This is a genomic window from Bacteroides sp. PHL 2737 (assembly GCF_004115325.2).
In the GTDB taxonomy this organism is placed as follows: domain Bacteria; phylum Bacteroidota; class Bacteroidia; order Bacteroidales; family Bacteroidaceae; genus Bacteroides; species Bacteroides hominis.
Genome location: NZ_CP040630.1, coordinates 4,005,929 through 4,026,651, shown reverse-complemented (window position 1 = coordinate 4,026,651; position 20,723 = coordinate 4,005,929). Strand labels below are relative to the sequence as shown.

Genomic DNA, 20,723 nt, shown 5'->3' with positions numbered 1-20,723 from the left:
ATGTATACAACAACTATAGGAAAAATATTTTTGAAGGCTTATAATCGGAAGTATCAAAAGGAGCATACAGGCAAATCTTTTTTTATTGAAGAATTTGTGCCTTTATTTTTCGATCATCAGAAATATATGATGACTGCCGGAAACTCTCCTCTTGAAAATCCTAAATTGAGTTGGGAAGATATGATTAAAGGTAAGAAGCCGTTTGAAACTCCAGAGCAAAGGCAGGCAAGGATTGATAAAATGATTCGAAAAATAGAATCTGAAGAGGCCGATGCGAGTATTGCTGTTGGATATGGAGTTTCTGATAATACTGCGGCTACCACCGGACAGGTTACCAATATTGATTTTCCAGACAATAAAGAAAATATATATTTGTCTTGGATCGGTGCTGGACTAGGAGTAGGGGTCTCCGGAGGTTTGACCATCTCGTTTAACCACGAACAAATACTTCTGGATATTTTTGACGGATGGAAATATTATCGTGATTATTTAGAGCGTTACCCGTGGATGAAAGGAAATCAGATAAATACTTGGAATGCGCATTGGATAACGCATCGTTACGATGATTATCTTTATGATGTTGACAATCCGACATCCGGCATGAATCCTGTGGTATCTGTAGAAGGGGAAATTGTCAATTTACCTACTATTTCTTGGGTTCCGGTCGTTATGGGAATAGCCCGATATTTCCCAATAGACAATTTGGTCGGGTATCTATACAGTATTGGACAGTCTAATACAACCATTGGCTTTATGCCTTTTAGACTTCAGGACATAATAAGTATAGAACACCTATATTCTAAAGTATTTGGATTACCTGCACTTAACGATAATAGAAGAAAGATTGAAAGCCTTTTGGGAACCGCTTTCGGGTTAAGAATAGCTTGTCAGGCTGGAACGATCGGTATACCAGCTATGGAGCCTAAAGGGCTCAAGGCTTATTTTTCCACGGGAAAAGGACTAAAAAAAATTGTGTATAAAGACGATAATGAACAAAAAATAATAATCAATATTTACTTAATTTGGATATTAGCTATGTTGAATAATGAAAAATTATGGACTTTGTCTGAGGAATTCGCGAGATTGCTGTTGCAATATGAAGCGGATGCCGGTAAAATGAAAAGAGATAGAATGAATCAGGTTGGCCAATTATTTGCTTCAGTATCAGCCAAGCAATTTTTGAATAATTTGATTCCTATTATAGAAAATGAGAAAGAAGTAGAAGGGTATAGAAATATGGGAAAGGTACTTCATGAAATGCCTAAAGATAATTTTCCTTATTTCAATACATTGATCCGATTTCAATATGCATTGTTAAACAAATAATAAAATAAAACTATGAAACCGTATATTTATTTAAGAGGATTACGTCATGTCGACCTATCTGTGTTTTGTGTAGAGAATGGACAAAAGAGATATTGGGATCCGGTATTTAATGTGTGGGCACCTTATTCAAGCGGTCAACAGGTGAAACGAAGTATTCTTAATGCCATCAACGATGAATTGCAAGCAGAACCTTCTCCTGTTACTTTTGTTTTTGATGTTAATAAAAACACATTAGGAGAAGGAGAAGTGTTGTCATTATGTGATCCTCAATACTTTGATCAACTTCTTGGAGGATGGATGAAAGCTGCTAAAGGAGGTAAAGAGCGCACTCTTAAAAGAAGGAGTCCTTTTTCTATTTCTGCTATGCGTCCATTGCATCCTTTGTTAGGTGGACGTTTTATAGAGAACGCTACATTTGACAGAAGTGATCGACCAGAATTGCATAAAGTAATAGTTCGGGATTCTTCGGGAAAGCCTATGACTGAAGAGCAAATAGAAGAGCTGCTGGTAGATACAGATAGAAGCCTTTACCGTAAATGGATTCCTGAAAACAGTAGAGCAACCGGACTTTTTGTATATGATGTAGCTATTGATATGCGAACCTTGTTCACGGTGTCTACTAACCAATTGGAACCGGAGCTTTCTAAAGAAAAAATACAAGAGCTTAAGGAAAAAGGTTGGGGAATCACTCAAAATGTATTTGGAGAATGTCTGATAATGCCTGAAGTGGAAAGATTAAAAGTGATTCCTGCTATTGCAAAAGCGCTTGTCAATTGGAGAATCTCTAGTAATCAATCCCGAACATTTAGCTTAATGGAAACATTGGCCGTGGCTATTAGCGATAATGCTAATACTTTGGCTGGGGCAATTCGTGCGAAATTATTGGATAATAATCCGGATAAACCTCAGGCTAAACCAGTGATAGATGAAGCAGCCGGTGCAGAATTGTTTGTTACTTTACCCTGTTCTGGCTATGTCGTGACCGAGAATGAGTCGGCAGACGCTTTGCAAAAGGCAGAAGCAAAATTGATTGCATTATTGACTGCTTTTGATTACGAAACTCAGAAATAGGGTATGTTAGTTTTATTAGGTGAGGGAGATCATCTACCTCACCTATGAAATAAAAAAGCTATATATGAATTTGATAGGTACACATTTCAATTATTATCAGGTTTGTAAACGGAAACTTTGGTTGTTTGCCAACGGCATACGCATGGAGCATACATCCGATTTAGTTTATGATGGAAAGTTGATTCATGAAAACTCATATCCTCAACGTTCTTCCAAATATGAAGAGATAGAGATAGATGGCATTAAAGTAGACTATTATGATGCTTTACATAAGACAATTCATGAAATCAAAAAATCAGATAAGGTAGATATTGCGCACGAATGGCAGTTAAAATACTATATTTATGTGTTTGAAAGAAATGGTATTATGGATGTTACAGGAGTGTTGGAGTATCCTATTTTGAGAAAAAGGAATATAGTGTTGCTGAGTGAAATAGACCGTGAAAAGATTAGTGAAATGGAGACAGATATCATAAGAATCATGGATTCTGATATTTGTCCTTCTTTGGAGAGAAAGAGGATTTGTAGGAATTGTAGTTACTTTGATTTTTGCTATAGTGGGGAGGATGTTGAATGAAAAAAACTTATTATCTATTCAATCCTGGAGAATTGGAGCGTAAGGACAATACGTTGAAGTTTACTCCGATTTCGGAAGATGGTTCAGAAAACAGTGTGGGGGAACCTCGTTATTTACCAGTTGAAGATATAAATGAGTTCTATGTCTTCGGTTCATTACGTGCAAATAGCTCTTTATACAACTTTTTGGGACAAAAAGATATTGCAGTACATTTTTTTGATTATTATCAAAATTACACCGGATCTTTTATGCCCAAAGATTCTTTATTATCCGGGAAAATGATCTTGGCGCAAACTTCTGCTTATCAAAATAAGAAAAAAAGGATTGTAGTTGCTCAGAAGTTTATAGAAGCTGCGTCTTGGAATATGCTAAAGAACTTGCAATATTACAATCGTCGTGGTAAAGATATGGAGGATTTGATGGATGCAATTAAAAAGTATGCTTCTCAGCTATCTGCAACAACTTGTGTTCAAGAATTAATGGGGTTAGAGGGTATGATAAGGCAAACTTATTATGATGCTTTTAATTTGATTCTAAATGATTATGAGATGGGTGGTAGGAGTAAGCAACCTCCAAGAAATGAAGTAAACGCTCTTATCTCTTTTGGGAATATGATGTGCTATACTATGTGTTTGCGTGCCATTCATCAGACTCAACTAAATCCAACAATTAGCTTCTTGCATACTCCAGGCGAAAGACGTTACTCATTGGCATTGGATGTTGCGGAGGTCTTTAAACCGGTAATTATTGATAGGGTTATATTTAAAGTCTTAAATAAAAAGGAAATCCAAGAAAAGCATTTTGATTGGAAATTGAATAAATGTTTGCTCAATCAAACAGGTAAAAAAATCTTTGTAAAGGCAATTGAAGATAAGTTGGTTGAAACAATAAAGCACAGAACCCTAAACCGTAATGTCAGCTACAGGCATTTGATAAAATTAGAGTGCTATAAGTTGTGTCGTTACCGGAAGCTGACGCAAGTGGCATCGAGCATTTGATAAAATTAGAGTGCTATAAGTTGGCAAAACATTTATTGGAAATAGAGGAGTATAAACCGTTTAAAATGTATTGGTAAATATGTATGTTATTTTAGTTTATGATTTTGGTGAAAGGAGAGTTTCTAAGATGTTGAGATTATGTCGTCGGTATTTGAATTGGATCCAGAATTCTGTGTTTGAAGGTGAACTCTCGGAAGTACGTTTAAAAGAGCTATTATTATTGGCAAAAGGGTTTATGAATCCCGAAGAAGATTGTATTATCATTTTTAAAGGGGCTACTCAATGCTCTTTGGAGAAGGAAATAGTGGGTAAAGAACTTTCTAACATCGATAATTTTTTGTGAAACGGTTGTCGAAGTGGATCGTTATTGTGAATTATTCAATGATAATGCAACCGAAACGCTCTATGACGTGTTGATACATAGATGTTTAGCGCCTATGTCGCTAACCCATGTTTTTTATATTATTCTTGATCGACGCATTATTTCTAAATAAAAGTATTTTTTCTAAAAAGTATTTGTCTTATTACTAAGTGATTGCGTTGGTTGATGGACAGAGTGTTAATTGTACCTTATGGAATTGAAACAATTATGCTGCTTCTGGTTCTGCTTCAATTAGTTGTGTTAATTGTACCTTATGGAATTGAAACATTGATATGCGACCTTTTAGGTTTAACAATTGTGTGTTAATTGTACCTTATGGAATTGAAACCAAGTCCTTGCAAAGTTCGGATTCATTGATGAGGTGTGTTAATTGTACCTTATGGAATTGAAACACTTTTATGGCTGGTATTCGTGCAGGTGGTATTTCGTGTTAATTGTACCTTATGGAATTGAAACTTACGTAGTGCTTTTGGTAAGCCTCTTATTGTTAATTCGTGTTAATTGTACCTTATGGAATTGAAACCCAACAGCATGATTTACAAAACGAGAACGATAACCGTGTTAATTGTACCTTATGGAATTGAAACAAATAAAAATTCTTAACTTCCATAACTAAACAGGGTGTTAATTGTACCTTATGGAATTGAAACAGAGTAGAAAGAGCTATCTGTTTTTCCTGTGGCAAAGTGTTAATTGTACCTTATGGAATTGAAACAATATCGACGAATCAAAAAATACAAACGCTTAGAAAAGTGTTAATTGTACCTTATGGAATTGAAACCTTTAAAAAAAGTGATTCTTTTGATTCACGATATGTGTTAATTGTACCTTATGGAATTGAAACTTCTTTGTATTATGCACCTGAGGAACTTCGGTTGAGTGTTAATTGTACCTTATGGAATTGAAACACTTTCATGTTATTGATCGTTTTACTGATCGGTTTGTGTTAATTGTACCTTATGGAATTGAAACACGTAGAGGTCGTTAATTGTCTTTAGTTTTTACTCGTGTTAATTGTACCTTATGGAATTGAAACGCTTATTTATTATAAGAAAAGACGCTTTATTCATGGTGTTAATTGTACCTTATGGAATTGAAACATGCAAGCACATCGTTCGACCCGTATTTGTGGTTGTGTTAATTGTACCTTATGGAATTGAAACACGAGCTTTAACAGGGTCTTGGGACCAACGATCCATCGTGTTAATTGTACCTTATGGAATTGAAACTACGAAAACAAATTACTCATTTTTCATCAAATTTAGTGTTAATTGTACCTTATGGAATTGAAACTACGAAAATAAACTACTCATTTTTCATCAAATTTGTGTTAATTGTACCTTATGGAATTGAAACTATTAAACAGGTTTTTTGTCAACCTCTGCAATCAAGTGTTAATTGTACCTTATGGAATTGAAACAATCGCCAGCTCTTAGAAACAAACTGTCTAAAACGTGTTAATTGTACCTTATGGAATTGAAACACTTAATAAGTCTAAGTATGCGTCTGTGGTTGATGATGTGTTAATTGTACCTTATGGAATTGAAACGATAGAATCATAAAGGTTAAAAAAGATTTACTCATTGTGTTAATTGTACCTTATGGAATTGAAACCTGTCGGAGTGATGAAGTGGAACGGTAGCTCAATAGTGTTAATTGTACCTTATGGAATTGAAACAGTAACGTTCCTGAGAGATGAACTTAAACTTGATGTGTTAATTGTACCTTATGGAATTGAAACCTGAGAAAAAAGCAAAATAAAGATAAAATGACAGGGTATTAATTGTACCTTATGGAATTGGACTAAGGAAGATGTATATTTATAAGATTGGCTTAATAGAATGAATTTTTTTTTCTTGCTAGCATATTCTCTCATTATCTTTTGGGAAATGTTTTTATTAATTCTATTTCCTTTTTATTAGAAAACAATCCTTATATTTGTCCCTTGTATTATTAATTTAATGACAAATGACACTTATGAAGACATTGAATTTTATGAAGACGCTGCTTTTATTGGTAGCTATAGTAGGCTTGAGCTCTTGTGGCGACAAGTATTATTCAGATGATTATTTGCGAAACAGTAATGCAAAGTTATGCGGAAAGACTTGGGTGAATGATTCTGATAAAAATGATGCGGATGAATGGGTGCGCCATACATTGAAGTTTGATGATAGCGGACGGCTGGCAGAAACTTATGCCTATTATCATTTGAATGAAAACCAACCTTACCGGACAGAAACAAATAATCTGACTTGGTCCTGGATAGACGATTCGATGGAAGGAATTGTTTTTGACTATGGCGTAAACGGGATGACTTATTTTGATAATGTGTGGGTGCGCGAACATAATCTTTCCGGAAAGCTGAACGGAAAGGTCGTTGTATTTGTTGATTCAAAATACAACAGAAACTAATTTAGAAAAGGAGATAGAAAGATGAAAGGCTATTTAAAGATTCTGCTGGTACTGCTGCTGGCTGTCGGACTGGCATCTTGTGAAGACGATCAGGGAGAGATTGAATATGTCATTGCCGGACGGGCATGGACAGGAGATGTGGGGATGAATGCCGATAACGGTGAAGCCTTGTTTAGTACCTTTGAATTCGGGCTTGACGGTTTTGGGGTGGAAACCCAGTTTTATGCTTCTGACGGCGCTTTGTATGATCAGTATCGTTTCCGGTGGTATTGGGGCGACTCTTATAATCGTAATTTAGTGTTGGATTACGGAACTAACGGTATTTCTTTTATGGATGACGTAAGAGTATACGGAGATCGGCTGAGCGGTATCTTTTATCTTTCGGACAATGCACCGGGATTTAATTTTGAGCTTAGGATGGAATAATACTTATATTTGACAGGTGGGATATATCAAAATGGGCGTGAAATAGTTGTTTCACGCCCATTTTAGTATCATTTTCTGAGAAACAATTTCTTGAATGCCGGAGGATAAGGAGTTTCAAATTCCATCAGCTGATCTGTTACCGGATGATAGAAACAAAGTTTGAAAGCATGCAATGCCAGACGCCCGAGAGGATTGGGACCGCCGTCGATACCGTAACGCCCGTCTCCGATCAGAGGATGCCCTAAATCCTGCATATGTACACGTATCTGATTTTTACGTCCGGTTTCCAGTCGCAGTTCTACCAATGAATATCCATTGGCGCGTTTGATAGTGCGATAGTGGGTGATTGATTTGGAACCACCGTCATCGTAGCTGCTTGAACTGACATATAAGGTACGGTCTGTCAACCAGGATACGACGGTGTTGCTGTCCTTTTCCATCTCGCCGGTAACTACTGCTACATAACGACGGTCCGTCACGATGTCATGCCAGTGGTCACGCAGTGTACGTTGTGTCTTTTCATCTTTGGCAAACATCATCAATCCTGAGGTGTCACGATCCAGACGATGAACTACAAAAATACGGTTTCCACGCCCCGAACGCCCCACATATTCACTTAAGATATGCTGTGCTGTGCGTTCCTTCTGCCGGTCGGTGCCAACAGAGAGTAAGCCTTCTTTTTTCTCTACTACGATGATATAAGCGTCTTCATAGACGATTTTCAGCAGCGGATGACGGAATTCCTTTTTATTCTTATCTTTGCTGATAAGCACTTTCATGCCAGGTTGCAGAGGGAAGTTGAATTGTGTCGTAATCACATTGTCAACCAGTACGATTCGTTTGCTGAGTAGTGACTTTAATTTGGTACGGCTGGCATCAGGCATTTTCGCTGCGAGGAAGTCCATTAGTTCCATAGGCTCTTTCACCAGATAACCTGTATATTGCGCACGTGCCTTTTCGGCCGGAGTTCGTTTCATTCTTTTCATATTCGTTTCCTTATTTAAGTTCGAGCAGCACTACGTTTTCCACGTGATGGGTATGTGGGAACATATCTACCGGTTGCACTGCTTTCACACGGTATTTAACGTCGAGCAACTGAAGATCACGGGCTTGCGTTGCCGGATTACAACTAACATATACAATTCGTTTTGGTTCGGCAAACAAGATTACGTCTACCACATCCTGATGCATTCCTGCCCGGGGAGGATCGGTGATAATTACGTCCGGACGTCCATACTGATTGATGAAGTCCTGAGTCAGGATATCCTTCATGTCTCCGGCAAAGAACAACGTATTCTCTATTCCATTAATTTCCGCATTTACTTTCGCATCTTCAATGGCTTCGGGCACGTATTCGATGCCAATCACTTGCCGTGCCTGTCGCGATACAAAGTTAGCAATGGTTCCTGTTCCGGTATACAGGTCATACACCAGTTCGCCACCCGTTAATCCGGCAAAGTCGCGCGCTACCTTATAGAGGTTGTATGCCTGCCCCGAATTGGTCTGATAGAACGATTTCGGTCCCACTTTGAAACGCAGGCCCTCCATCTCTTCAAAGATATGGTCGTTGCCACGGAATACGTGTACATCGAGATCATTGATGGTGTCGTTGCATTTATTATTAATAATGTATAGGAGAGAGGTTATTTCCGGAAATTGGTCGGCCACATACTGCAATAACTGCTTGAAGAGATCCATTTCATGCTCTTCGGTAATTTTACAAATCAGAATTACCATCAGTTCGCCGGTACTTGAAGTACGCACAATCATGTTGCGGAGCATTCCTTCCTGTGAACGAAGGTTGATGAAAGAGTAATTGTGCTCGTAAGCATAATCACGGATTGTGTTTCGGATGCGATTGGAAATATCGTCTTGTAACCAACACTTTTCGATAGCCAGTACTTTGTCGAATGCTCCCGGGATATGGAATCCCACTGCATTCATCTGGTCGTACTTTACATCCTGTTTCACTTCTTCTGCTGTCAGCCAGCGTTTGTTTGAGAAGGTAAATTCCAGTTTGTTCCGATAAAATTCGGTTTTGGCAGATCCCAGGATAGGAGAGATCTCCGGTAATTCGATCTTGCCGATGCGACGGAGGTTATCTTCCACCTGTTTCTGTTTGTATTTGATTTGTTCGGCGTAAGGCAATACCTGCCATTTGCATCCGCCGCATACGCCATAGTGTTGGCAAAAAGGAACGGCACGTATCGGCGAGAGTTCGTGAAACTTCACCGCTTCGGCCTCGGCATATTTATTCTTTTTTCTTTTGACTTGCAGATCCACCACATCGCCCGGCACTACGTAAGGCACAAAAACTACCAGGTCATTTACTTTTGCGATGGCTTTTCCTTCGGCAGCCACATCCGTTATTGTCACCTTCTCCAGCAGGGGAAGTTCTTTTTTCTTTCTAGCCACAATACTCCTTGAATTATATTAAAATGATTTCTTTATGTATAAAGCGTGAATATATAAAATCACCATTCTACGCCATATTAATAAAATCTTTCGCAAAAGTAGGTATTTTTTTTCGTATTTCTCTATATGAAGTGAAATAATGCAGATTGCAATGTCGAAATTGCATTTTGATAGAAAGTTTTTCATATAAAAGTTTTCTGGTTTGCGAAATATCCTTAGATTTGCGAACAGAAAAGAATCACAACTAATAACTTTAAAATCGTATTATGGACAAAAAAAGAGTTTATACCTTTGGTAATGGACTGGCAGAAGGAAAAGCCGGTATGCGAAACTTACTTGGGGGTAAAGGTGCGAACCTTGCCGAAATGAATCTGATCGGTGTCCCCGTACCTCCGGGCTTCACAATTACAACTGACGTTTGTACCGAATATTACGAGATGGGACAGGAAAAGGTCGTATCTCTCCTGAAAGAAGAAGTAGAAAAAGCCATTGCAAATATAGAGAACCTGATGCGTTCAAAATTTGGTGACGTAGAGAATCCGTTGCTGGTTTCTGTGCGTTCGGGTGCGCGTGCATCCATGCCGGGCATGATGGATACGATCCTGAACTTGGGATTGAACGATGAAGTGGTTGAAGGCTTGACCCGTAAAACAGGAAATGCCCGTTTTGCATGGGATTCTTACCGCCGTTTCGTACAGATGTATGGTGATGTAGTATTGGGTATGAAGCCTGTTAACAAAGAAGACCAAGATCCGTTTGAAGCCATCATCGAAGAGGTGAAACATGCCAAAGGCGTGAAACTGGATAACGAGCTTGAGGTAGAAGACCTGAAAGAACTCGTGAAGAAATTTAAAGCTGCTGTAAAAGCACAGACCGGCAAGGATTTCCCGACTTGTGCATACGAACAGCTTTGGGGAGCAATTTGCGCCGTATTTAATTCATGGATGAATGAACGTGCCATCCTGTACCGTAAGATGGAAGGAATTCCTGACGAATGGGGTACTGCCGTAAGTGTTCAGGCAATGGTATTCGGTAATATGGGCGATGGTTCTGCTACAGGTGTTTGCTTCTCACGTGATGCTGCCACAGGTGAGGACCTTTTCAATGGTGAATACCTGATCAATGCACAGGGCGAGGACGTTGTTGCCGGAATCCGTACTCCGCAACAGATCACGAAGATCGGTTCTCAGCGTTGGGCCCAGTTGGCCGGTGTGAGCGAAGAAGAGCGTGCTTCGAAATACCCTTCTATGGAAGAAGCAATGCCGGAAATATATAAACAACTGGACGAATTGCAGACTAAGCTCGAAAATCACTATAAAGATATGCAGGACATGGAGTTCACCGTTCAGGAAGGCAAACTTTGGTTCCTTCAGACACGTAACGGTAAACGTACCGGTGCTGCCATGGTAAAGATCGCAATGGATCTGTTCCGTCAGGGAATGATTGATGAAAAGACTGCCCTGATGCGTGTAGAACCCAATAAGCTGGATGAATTACTCCACCCGGTATTCGATAAGTCTGCTTTGAAACAGGCTAAAGTGTTGACTCGCGGTTTGCCGGCTTCTCCGGGTGCTGCTACCGGTCAGATTGTATTCTTTGCTGACGACGCTGCCGAATGGCATGCTGCCGGAAAACGCGTCGTAATGGTTCGTATTGAAACATCACCGGAAGATTTGGCCGGTATGGCAGTTGCTGAAGGCATTTTGACCGCACGCGGAGGTATGACTTCACATGCAGCCGTGGTTGCCCGCGGTATGGGTAAATGTTGTGTTTCGGGAGCCGGTGCACTGAACATCGACTATAAAGCCCGTACAGTAGAAGTGGACGGCGTGTTGCTGAAAGAGGGTGATTTCATCTCTTTGAACGGTAGTACGGGTGAAGTTTACCAAGGTAAAGTAGAAACGAAGGCTGCTGAGTTATCGGGTGATTTTTCCGATTTGATGAAGTTGGCCGATAAATATACCCGCCTGCAAGTACGTACTAATGCCGACACTCCGCATGATGCTGAGGTTGCCCGTAACTTCGGTGCGGTAGGTATAGGCCTTTGCCGTACGGAACACATGTTCTTTGAAGGTGAAAAAATTAAGGCTATGCGTGAAATGATCCTGGCAGAAAATGCTGAAGGGCGCCGCAAAGCACTGGCTAAGATCCTTCCATATCAGCAAGCCGACTTCAAAGGTATCTTTAAGGCTATGTCCGGTTGTCCGGTGACCGTACGCCTGCTCGATCCTCCTTTGCATGAATTCGTTCCTCACGATCTGAAAGGACAGCAAGAAATGGCCGATACGATGGGGGTAAGCCTGCAATATATCCAGCAGCGTGTAGAATCACTTTGCGAACACAACCCGATGTTGGGTCACCGTGGCTGTCGTTTGGGAAATACGTATCCCGAAATCACACAGATGCAGACTCGTGCCATTTTGGGTGCCGCTCTTGAACTGAAGAAAGAAGGAATAGAAACACATCCCGAAATCATGGTGCCGCTGACAGGTATTCTTTACGAGTTCCAGCAGCAGGAAAGTGTGATCCGTGCCGAAGCAGAAAAACTTTTCGAAGAGGTGGGAGACCGCATTGACTTCAAGGTTGGAACCATGATCGAAATTCCTCGTGCAGCTCTGACTGCCGACCGTATCGCTTCGTCTGCCGAGTTCTTCTCGTTCGGAACCAACGACTTGACTCAGATGACTTTCGGTTACTCTCGTGACGATATCGCTTCTTTCCTTCCGGTTTATCTGGAGAAGAAGATCCTGAAGGTAGATCCGTTCCAGGTACTCGACCAGAATGGTGTAGGCCAGTTGGTACGTATGGCAACCGAAAAAGGGCGTGCTATCCGTCCGGATTTGAAATGCGGTATCTGCGGTGAACATGGCGGTGAGCCTTCATCTGTGAAGTTCTGCCATAAAGTAGGTTTGAATTACGTTAGTTGTTCTCCGTTCCGTGTGCCTATTGCACGTCTGGCAGCGGCACAAGCAGCTATCGAAGACTAAATAGATTTAGATAACTGGTTAGGCGAGGCTACCCGTGAAAGGGTAGCCTCGTTTTTTTATGGAAACAGAATAAGAGAAAGCAGAAGCAGGGGGAGTGGATAAAATGTAGAGTGAATATTTGTATAATTCAAATAAAAATATTTCCTTTATCTTATGAAACCTTACTTATTATATTTTTAACAAACTAAAATTACAGAATTATGAAAAGAAATCTTGTGTTTGTATTGTTTGCCCTTTTTTCGGTTGTGGGCTTTTCTCAAGTGAGCTGGAATGCCAAGGTGGGAATGAATATCAGTAATTATACCGGTGATTTTGACATGAATGCCAAAGTAGGATTCAAGATAGGCGGTGGTATGGAGTATGGATTTAATGAAATCTGGTCTTTGCAACCCTCTTTGTTCGTATCTTCCAAAGGTGTCAAGAAGGATGAACTGAGTGTGAATGCTGTTTATCTGGAACTGCCGGTTATGGCTGCGGCGCGTTTCAAAGTGGCCGATAATACCAATATTGTGTTGAGTGCCGGTCCTTATTTTGCTTGCGGTATCGGGGGTAATTCTAAAGTCGATTTAGGTAAAGGACGTTTGGAAGTTGATACCTTTGGCGACGACGGTCTGCTGAAACGTGGCGATGTAGGTTTGGGTATCGGTGTGGCCGCGGAGTTTGGCAAGATCATCGCAGGGCTTGACGGCCAGTTCGGATTTGTCGATGTAATGGACGACGTAAATGGTAAAAATCTGAATGTTTCGATCAGTGTAGGTTATAAGTTCTGAGAAACCGATAAATATTAAAATAGAGAAGCCGCTGTAAATCAACTACAAGCGGCTTTTCTTTTATATTCACTCAGCGAATAATGGCGGAAATAGTTGTTTAATTAATGAATATACTATACTTTTGCGCCCCGAAACAAAAGTGAAATAATTCTTTTGTTTGTTTTCAAAATAGGTACATTTAATTAAAACTACTAAGAAGATGAAAAAGATTGTATTGTTTTTATTTGTTGCTATTGCAACTTTATCTGTCAAAGCTCAGGACATTTACATGGGAGGTACCGTAGGTTTGTGGCGTAATGATGACGCTAATACTACTTCTTTCAAGCTCGCTCCGGAAATCGGATACAACCTGAGTGAACAATGGGCACTGGGCGTTGAACTCCAGTTTAACCATGATTATATAAGTCATAAAACGATTAATTCTTTTGCTATTGCTCCTTATGCACGCTTTTCTTATTACGAGAACAAGATTGTACGTCTGTTTATCGATGGTGGGTTTGGCTTTGCTACCACTAAGGTGAAAGATGGCGGAGATGCAATAAACGGTTTTGAGATCGGTCTGAAACCGGGTATTGCCATAAAACTGAACCAACATTTCAGTTTGGTTGCCAAATGTGGTTTCTTGGGTTATAAGGACGACTATATGAATAACAGCGGATTCGGCTTTAGCGCAAGTAGCGAAGACTTAACATTCGGATTCCATTACGAATTTTAATCAAATAGGTTTCAACGAAATAGGGTGGCTTCCCTTCATAAGGAAGTCACCCTATTTTATTTAGTCCGTTGTTCTTTGGCTCAGTCCGCCATCTTTTTCAGTTTCTTGAAGTGTTCTATCACTGCCAGATAATCTCTGTCGGAACAGGCATCGAATTTACCCCACAAGTCTCCTAAAACCACTGCACCTCCGAATCCGAAATCCTTTACTTCCAGTATATTCTCCGGCGTGATGCCTCCCAAAGCCATTACTTTGCCATCGATGATTTTGTCTTTACCTGCCTGACGCAATTCTTCAGCCGTGTAAGGCGAGTTATATCCTTCTTTTGAGATACTGTCGTAAATCGGGCTCATAAACACATAGTCGTAAAAGTGTTTTTTGTTTTTCACTTCCTCCACCGAGTGGCAGGAACAACTGATATGCCCGGAGTAGTCATGCGGCTCTTTCGGGTTGCGGGCATTCAGGTGAATTCCCATCAGGTTGAATTCTTCTTTCAGGTAGAAGTGTTCATGGGTGACAATGCGTTTATGATATTTTTCCGGAATCAGTGTGAGCAAGCGTTCCGAATACATAGCCGGCGTTTCCGGTTTCCTGAGATGCAGAATATCCAATCCCTCTTCAAAGAGAGCAGTGATAATCTTATCTTCTTCTACAAAGAAAGTAGGCGTCGTTACTACGATAAGTTTCATTTCTGTTGTTAAACTGTTAAGTTTAGCAAAGTTAGTAATTAACTTACTCAGAAACCAACCTTTATAGTGAAAATATGTTAGATTGCAATGTCCGTAAGTCAATTGTCCATAGTTTGCCTGCCAGAACCTCGCCGAATCCGCAGATAATCTTCAGGACTTCGGTTGCTTCCACACTGCCCGTCACTGCCGGTGTTACTCCGACTACCCCTTTGGGAGGGGGAGGCATACGCAACATCTCTTCTTCATCCGGATAGAGGTCACGGTATGTTTTCCGTTGTGCCCCGCTCCCGTAGTTAAAGACAGAAACCTGTCCCTCGAAACCACAGATGGCACCGTACACATAAGGTTTTCCCAACTCTACACAGACGTCATTTATCAGATATCGGGTGATAAAGTTATCGCATCCGTCCACTACGATGTCGTACTGCCTTATCAATTCACGGGCATTGTCTTTGCTGAGCCGTCCCGGACAGGCATTTACCTCTATTTCCCGGTTCAGGGCACTGAGCCGCAGTGAAGCGCAAATCGCTTTCAGGTCTCCCACCTCTTCTTCCGTATAGAGCACCTGCCTTTGCAGATTGCTGAGGCTTACTTCGTCGTTATCCACCAGTCCGATGGTACCTACTCCTGCACCCGCCAGATAGAGGGCGATGGGAGAACCCAGTCCTCCTACGCCCACAATCAATACTTTGGCAGCTTTGAGTTTTGCTTGTCCTGCTTCTCCTATTTCCGGAAGCATGATTTGCCTGTTGTATCTTTCCATGATTCGTCTTTATCGTTAGCATTGAGTCAGGGTCAGTGCCGTGTCCCAGTCTTTGTAAACGGGTATCCGCCCCAGTGAACGCAGTGCGGCATCCACTTCCACGGCTTTCCGTTCGTCGCTGACATGAAACTGCTCCAGTGCCTGCGGATAGGTAAAGTAGCCTCCCGGTTCCGTTTTACTTTCGGCGCTCATGGTAGTCACCCCGAGCGTAGCCATGTGGTTACGGAACTCTGCGCTTTCGCGGGTAGAGTAGGAGATATCCACATCGTGGTCGAAGATGCGCATGGCAAAAGTCACCTGTGCCAGTTCCCGGTCGTTCATCACAACATTAGGTTGGAAACCTCCGTTCTCCGAGGGGCGCATCCGGGGGAAGTTGACGCTATATTTCGTTTTCCAGTAGTGCTTTTGCAGATAGCGCAGATGGTAGGCCATCATTGTGACATCCGTGCGCCATTCTTCCAGACCGATCAGTACCCCCATGCCTATTTTGTGTACACCTGCTTGTCCCATACGGTCAAAACCATTGACACGCCACTCAAATTTCGATTTCATACCACGGGGATGATACACCTTATAATTGGCTTTGTTGTAAGTCTCCTGAAAGCAGATGACTCCATTCAGTCCGGCATACGTAAGCCGTTCATATTCTTCTGCTTTAAGTGGCATTACCTCAATTTGCAGATTAGAGAAATAAGGCTTTGCCAGCAGGAGGGCCCGTTCAATGTAATCTACTCCTGCTTTGGCAGGATTTTCGCCTGTTACTAACAGCAGATTTTCGAACGGAGCCAGTTTCTTGATCGCTTTGTACTCGTTTACCATTTCCTCTTCCGTAAGGATGGTCCGTTTCATCGGATTATTGTGGTTAAAGCCACAGTATACACACGAGTTTGTACAAGAATTTGTAATATAGAGTGGAACGAACATCGAAATTGTCTTTCCGAAGCGTTCCAGCGTATATTTCCGGCTGAGACGCGCCATAGTCTCCAGATAGGGGGCGGCAGCCGGCGAAATCAATGCCATAAAATCGTTTACATCGCAATGTTCCTTTGACAATGCGCGGCGCACATCGGCGTCGGTTTTGGAATAGATGATTTTAGTCGTCTCTTCCCAGGAAATCTTTTCTAATTCATCTGAAAACATTTTATTTTTTCTTTTTATTCTTCTGATTTATTTTCTTCAATGTGTTCCGCACAGTTGTTTTTACAGCGGTCGAATACAGTTCCGTATCTGTGCTTTCCAGTATGGTCCGCAGTTCGTTGAGCAGTTCGGGTTCGTGCTTGCACAGGTGGTAGGCCATTCGGACGGCTAAGGATTGCACGCCTATGCTTTCGTGGCGAGACAGCATGCAATCCAGACAGAAGTTAAGCAATTCAACCGATGGGATTTCTTCGGCGGGAGCATGGTAGAGTATGGAGAGAAGCAGGCGCTTGGAACCATCGTGTTTGCAGGTCACCAGCCTTCCGGTCAGTTCTTCCCGGAGCGGGGCGAACCAATCGGGGTATTGCCTGCAAAGTTTATCGCATACCCACAGTGCCCGCCAGGAGACTAATCGCTTCTCGTCTGTCGTCAGATGATAGAGGGCCTCAAAGTTCTCCGGCTGCCGGCGGATCTCCTCAATGATCCGGTCTATGGATAGTTCGGAGATGGGTACGTCCAATGCTTTCCGATATTCGTCTGTTCTTTCCATGACAGTTGGTCTTATTCTTGTTTTTTAGTTTTCTTCAAATCCCGGCTCAGTCGCATTGCGCAGAAGTTCGGTCCGCACATGGTGCAATATTCTCCGTCCGTGTGTCGTCCGGCATGGAAATAAGAGAATGCGCGTTCCGGGTCGAGTGACAAGTCGAACTGGTCTTTCCAGCGGAATTCATAGCGTGCTTTGCTCAACGCATTGTCCCGTACCTGGGCTCCTGGATGCCCCTTGGCCAGGTCGGCTGCATGGGCGGCAATCTTATAGGTGATCACTCCGACGCGTACATCTTCTTTATCGGGCAATGCCAGGTGCTCCTTGGGCGTCACGTAGCAGAGCATGGCTGTTCCGAGCCAGCCTATTTGTGCCGCACCGATTGCAGAGGTGATGTGGTCGTATCCCGGTGCAATATCCGTCACTAACGGGCCGAGTGTATAGAACGGGGCATTGTGGCACTTCTCGATCTGGCGTTCCATGTTCTCGCGGATTTTGTGCATCGGCACGTGTCCGGGCCCTTCGATGAAGGCTTGTACGTTCTTTTCCCAGGCGCGCACCACCAGTTCGCCCATGGTATCAAGTTCGGCAAACTGTGCCTCGTCATTGGCATCGTGGGTGGAACCCGGTCGCAAACCGTCTCCCAATGATACCGCTACGTCATATTGTGCCAGAATATCACAGATGTCGTCAAAGTGTTCGTAAAGGAAACTCTCGCGGTCGTGCACCAGGCACCATTTACTCATGATGCTCCCGCCGCGGGATACGATTCCGCAAAGCCTCTTTTCCGCCAGGTGCACATTGTGCCGGCGGATTCCCGCATGAATGGTGAAGTAGTCCACTCCCTGCTCGCACTGTTCTATCAGTGTGTCGCGATACAGTTCCCAGGATAGGTCCTCTACTTTGCCGTTTACCTTTTCCAGTGCCTGATAGATGGGTACCGTACCCACCGGAACCGGGCAGTTGCGTATGATCCATTCCCGTGTTTCGTGTATGTTTTCTCCCGTTGAAAGATCCATCAGCGTGTCACCTCCCCATTTGCAGCTCCACATCGCTTTCTCCACCTCTTCGTCGATGCTCGACGTGGTTGCGGAGTTACCGATGTTGGTATTGATCTTTACCAGAAAGTTACGGCCGATAATCATTGGTTCGGCTTCGGGATGATTGATGTTGGCAGGCAGAACCGCCCGTCCTTCGGCTATCTCTTGGCATACAAATTCAGGAGTAATGTGAGTATCGATACCCAGTTCCTCACAGTTCATGTTTTCGCGGATAGCCACATATTCCATTTCCGGAGTGATGATACCTTGTTTGGCATATGCCATTTGGGTGATATGTTTCCCGGATTTGGCCCGGTAGGGCAGTGCGATGTGCTCAAAGCGGAGAGGGTCGAGGCTTTTGTCGTCCCGCCGCATCCGTCCGTATTCCGAACTGATCTCCGGAAGTTGCTCTACATCCCCCCTTTTCAGTATCCATTCTTCCCGCAGCCGGGGGAGACCTTTTTTCAGGTCAATCTCTATGTCCGGGTCACTGAAAGGTCCGCTTGTATCATAGATATATACGTGTGGGTTGGGAGTTATGATTTTCTTCTCTCCTTCGAAAGTGGTGCTGGGCACTTGCTCTACTCTCCGCATACCTACGCGGATTTCGGGGAAAAGTTTTCCGGACAGGTACACTTTCTCGGAGCGGGGGAATTTTATTCTTTGTTCCATAAATTCGTTATTAGAGATGGGACTGTTTTTTTATTCGTTTAAAAATGCCGTCAGCGGTGAACTTGCTTCTGCCACCAATCCGGTAGTCTGCATGCCGAGTCCTGCTTCATAGGCCATTCGTCCTGCTTCGACTGCCTGCTTGAAAGCCTTTGCCATTTCTACCGGGTTGCCGGCTACGGCAATGGCAGTATTTACCAGACACGCCGATGCTCCCATCTCCATCGCTTCTGCCGCATGGCTCGGCGCACCGATTCCGGCATCCACTATTACCGGGATACCCGCCTGTTCGATAATGATGTGGATGAATTCTTTGGTCTGCAAACCTTTGTTGGTTCCGATCGGTGCTCCCAACGGCATCACTGTGGCCGCTCCCGCCTCTTCCAGTTGTTTGCAGAGTACCGGGTCGGCCTGGCAATAAGGCAGTACCACAAATCCGAGTTTCACGAGTCGTTCGGTTGCTTTCAGAGTCTCTACCGAGTCGGGCAGCAGATAGCGCGGATCCGGGTGTATCTCCAGCTTCAGCCAGTTGGTCCCGAAGGCTTCGCGTGCCATTTGTCCGGCAAACACCGCTTCTTCCGCATTGCGCACTCCCGAGGTATTGGGCAGCAGTTGGATGTGTGGATGCACGATATGTTTCAGCATGTCGTCTTCCGAATTCTCCATGTCGATACGTTTCATGGCCACTGTTACCATTTCGGTGCCCGAGGCCAGTATCGATTGTTCCATCAATTCGTTTGAGTTGAACTTTCCTGTTCCCAGGAAGAGGCGGGAGTTGAATTCACGTCCCGCAATAATTAGCTTTTCCATTTCTGATTTTGTTTTGAGCTTTATTCACCACAGAGGACACAGAGGGCACAGAGTTTTAATCTCTTGTTTATTAGTACATTTAAGAGAAATATATTCTCTGTGTCCTCCGTGTACTCTGTGGTGAACTCGTATTCATTTCCTTATATGTTTAGAATCCTTCTTGTTTCTTCTACCGGGTCCGGCGCTTGCAGGATGGCTCCTGAGAGGGCGATGCCGTTTACGCCTGTTTTCATGATGGCAGGGATATCTTCCGTTACGATGCCTCCGATGGCGACTACCGGAATCCGGATGCCGCATTCATCCATTTGCGATAAAATAGAGGTATATCCTTCGAGCCCCAGTACGGGGCTGAGGTTCTTCTTGGTTGTAGTAAACCGGAACGGGCCGATGCCCAGATAGTCGGCACCGGCGCTGAAGTGCATTTTCACGTCTTCAAAAGTATTGGCTGTACCTCCGATGATGAATGCTTCGCCCAGGATTTTTCTGGCTTCGCTGACAGGCATGTCTTTTTTGCCCAGATGCACTCCGTCCACTTCCAGTTTTTGGGCGAGTTCCACATGATCGTCAAGAATCAGGATGGCTCCGTGTGTCTTGCAAAGAGGTTTCAGCTGCCGGGCTACTGTTTCCACCTCTTCCGGAGATGCCTCTTTCATGCGCAGTTGTATCCATTTGCATCCTCCTTCGAGGGCCATACATGCCGATTCGAAATAAGAGTATTTCCCGGTCTGGTGAGTGATAAATTGCAGGCTCAGCATGATTTATCCTCCACAGGCTGCTTTAATCACAATCAGGTTGTCATTCTCGTGCAGGCTGAATTCGTCCCATTGCGGACGTGGGATCATTTGGTTGTTCACAGCGATGGCAATGCCGTTTTCGGGAAGTTGCAATTGCGTGGCAAGCCCGGTGATGGTGCTTGCGGTAGTTTCCACTTCTTTGTTGTTCACTTGTACTTTCATATTCGTATATGTATTTATAGATAAATGAAAGTAAAT

Annotated in this window: 19 protein-coding genes, 1 pseudogene and 1 CRISPR repeat array; of the genes and pseudogenes, 10 read left to right on the top strand and 10 right to left on the bottom strand. The window is 42.9% G+C overall.

The genetic code is table 11. The features are described from left to right. The 7 genes and pseudogenes from DBK98_RS16650 to DBK98_RS16620 all read left to right on the top strand — a co-directional run bounded on the left by DBK98_RS16650 (position 1) and on the right by DBK98_RS16620 (position 7,192). Positions 1 to 1,326, top strand: coding sequence for a hypothetical protein (locus tag DBK98_RS16650; protein ID WP_005806451.1), 1,326 nt, complete (start codon positions 1 to 3; stop codon positions 1,324 to 1,326). Positions 1,327 to 1,338: 12 nt separating this feature from the next. Beyond that, positions 1,339 to 2,397, top strand: coding sequence for a hypothetical protein (locus tag DBK98_RS16645; RefSeq protein WP_005806450.1), 1,059 nt, complete (start codon positions 1,339 to 1,341; stop codon positions 2,395 to 2,397). Between the two features lie 64 nt (positions 2,398 to 2,461). Beyond that, positions 2,462 to 2,974: a CRISPR-associated protein Cas4 gene (gene cas4 / locus DBK98_RS16640; RefSeq protein ID WP_005806448.1), complete on the top strand. Its 513-nt coding sequence runs from the start codon at positions 2,462 to 2,464 to the stop codon at positions 2,972 to 2,974. Beyond that, positions 2,971 to 4,049, top strand: a pseudogene (gene cas1b, locus DBK98_RS16635) (type I-B CRISPR-associated endonuclease Cas1b). Before cas4 ends, cas1b begins: the two are co-directional and overlap by 4 nt. Before the next feature lie 2 nt (positions 4,050 to 4,051). Then, positions 4,052 to 4,315 carry a CRISPR-associated endonuclease Cas2 gene (gene cas2 / locus DBK98_RS16630; RefSeq protein WP_005806443.1) on the top strand — a complete coding sequence of 88 codons (264 nt, stop codon included), beginning with the start codon at positions 4,052 to 4,054 and terminating at the stop codon, positions 4,313 to 4,315. Between the two features lie 213 nt (positions 4,316 to 4,528). Beyond that, positions 4,529 to 6,159: a CRISPR direct-repeat array (repeat unit 29 nt; unit sequence GTGTTAATTGTACCTTATGGAATTGAAAC). Positions 6,160 to 6,322: 163 nt separating this feature from the next. Further along, complete coding sequence (locus tag DBK98_RS16625) at positions 6,323 to 6,766, top strand: hypothetical protein (protein WP_005806437.1); 444 nt, start codon at positions 6,323 to 6,325, stop codon at positions 6,764 to 6,766. 21 nt (positions 6,767 to 6,787) lie between these two features. Beyond that, complete coding sequence (locus DBK98_RS16620) at positions 6,788 to 7,192, top strand: hypothetical protein (RefSeq protein WP_005778083.1); 405 nt, start codon at positions 6,788 to 6,790, stop codon at positions 7,190 to 7,192. A gap of 68 nt (positions 7,193 to 7,260) precedes the next feature. On the opposite strand, the gene DBK98_RS16615 is transcribed toward DBK98_RS16620, so the two are convergent. After that, positions 7,261 to 8,178, bottom strand: coding sequence for an RluA family pseudouridine synthase (locus DBK98_RS16615; RefSeq protein ID WP_005806435.1), 918 nt, complete (start codon positions 8,176 to 8,178; stop codon positions 7,261 to 7,263). 10 nt (positions 8,179 to 8,188) lie between these two features. After that, positions 8,189 to 9,607: a 23S rRNA (uracil(1939)-C(5))-methyltransferase RlmD gene (gene rlmD, locus DBK98_RS16610; RefSeq protein ID WP_005806432.1), complete on the bottom strand. Its 1,419-nt coding sequence runs from the start codon at positions 9,605 to 9,607 to the stop codon at positions 8,189 to 8,191. A 266-nt stretch (positions 9,608 to 9,873) separates the two neighbouring features. On the opposite strand from rlmD, the gene ppdK reads away from it, so the two are divergent. From ppdK to DBK98_RS16595, 3 genes are all read left to right on the top strand, one after another. Continuing rightward, a complete protein-coding gene (gene ppdK / locus DBK98_RS16605; RefSeq protein ID WP_005778073.1) occupies positions 9,874 to 12,594 on the top strand; it encodes a pyruvate, phosphate dikinase in 2,721 nt (906 codons plus the stop codon). Between the two features lie 200 nt (positions 12,595 to 12,794). Beyond that, positions 12,795 to 13,364, top strand: a complete 570-nt coding sequence (locus DBK98_RS16600) for a porin family protein (RefSeq protein WP_005806429.1) — start codon at positions 12,795 to 12,797, stop codon at positions 13,362 to 13,364. A 199-nt stretch (positions 13,365 to 13,563) separates the two neighbouring features. Beyond that, entirely contained in the window at positions 13,564 to 14,079 is a 516-nt protein-coding gene (locus tag DBK98_RS16595; RefSeq protein WP_005778068.1) for an outer membrane beta-barrel protein, read from the top strand. Positions 14,080 to 14,159: 80 nt separating this feature from the next. Here DBK98_RS16595 and DBK98_RS16590 read toward each other — a convergent pair whose 3' ends face one another. The 8 genes from DBK98_RS16590 to thiS all read right to left on the bottom strand — a co-directional run bounded on the left by DBK98_RS16590 (position 14,160) and on the right by thiS (position 20,687). Beyond that, complete coding sequence (locus DBK98_RS16590) at positions 14,160 to 14,768, bottom strand: thiamine phosphate synthase (RefSeq protein WP_005778065.1); 609 nt, start codon at positions 14,766 to 14,768, stop codon at positions 14,160 to 14,162. A gap of 61 nt (positions 14,769 to 14,829) precedes the next feature. Next, positions 14,830 to 15,531 (bottom strand): HesA/MoeB/ThiF family protein, encoded by a 702-nt coding sequence (locus tag DBK98_RS16585; RefSeq protein ID WP_005806426.1) that lies wholly within the window; start codon positions 15,529 to 15,531, stop codon positions 14,830 to 14,832. Positions 15,532 to 15,546: 15 nt separating this feature from the next. After that, a complete protein-coding gene (gene thiH, locus DBK98_RS16580) occupies positions 15,547 to 16,671 on the bottom strand; it encodes a 2-iminoacetate synthase ThiH (protein ID WP_005806424.1) in 1,125 nt (374 codons plus the stop codon). A gap of 1 nt (position 16,672) precedes the next feature. Beyond that, positions 16,673 to 17,218, bottom strand: a complete 546-nt coding sequence (locus DBK98_RS16575) for a hypothetical protein (protein ID WP_005820455.1) — start codon at positions 17,216 to 17,218, stop codon at positions 16,673 to 16,675. An 11-nt stretch (positions 17,219 to 17,229) separates the two neighbouring features. Next, the gene (gene thiC / locus DBK98_RS16570) at positions 17,230 to 18,924 is read right to left on the bottom strand and encodes a phosphomethylpyrimidine synthase ThiC (RefSeq protein ID WP_005806421.1); all 1,695 of its coding nucleotides are present in this window, start codon (positions 18,922 to 18,924) and stop codon (positions 17,230 to 17,232) included. Between the two features lie 30 nt (positions 18,925 to 18,954). Continuing rightward, the gene (locus DBK98_RS16565) at positions 18,955 to 19,731 is read right to left on the bottom strand and encodes a thiazole synthase (RefSeq protein WP_005806419.1); all 777 of its coding nucleotides are present in this window, start codon (positions 19,729 to 19,731) and stop codon (positions 18,955 to 18,957) included. Positions 19,732 to 19,871: 140 nt separating this feature from the next. Further along, complete coding sequence (locus tag DBK98_RS16560; protein WP_022012389.1) at positions 19,872 to 20,486, bottom strand: thiamine phosphate synthase; 615 nt, start codon at positions 20,484 to 20,486, stop codon at positions 19,872 to 19,874. A 3-nt stretch (positions 20,487 to 20,489) separates the two neighbouring features. Then, on the bottom strand, positions 20,490 to 20,687 hold the full coding sequence (gene thiS / locus DBK98_RS16555; RefSeq protein ID WP_032530986.1) for a sulfur carrier protein ThiS: 198 nt from the start codon (positions 20,685 to 20,687) through the stop codon (positions 20,490 to 20,492). Between the last annotated feature and the right edge of the window lie 36 nt (positions 20,688 to 20,723).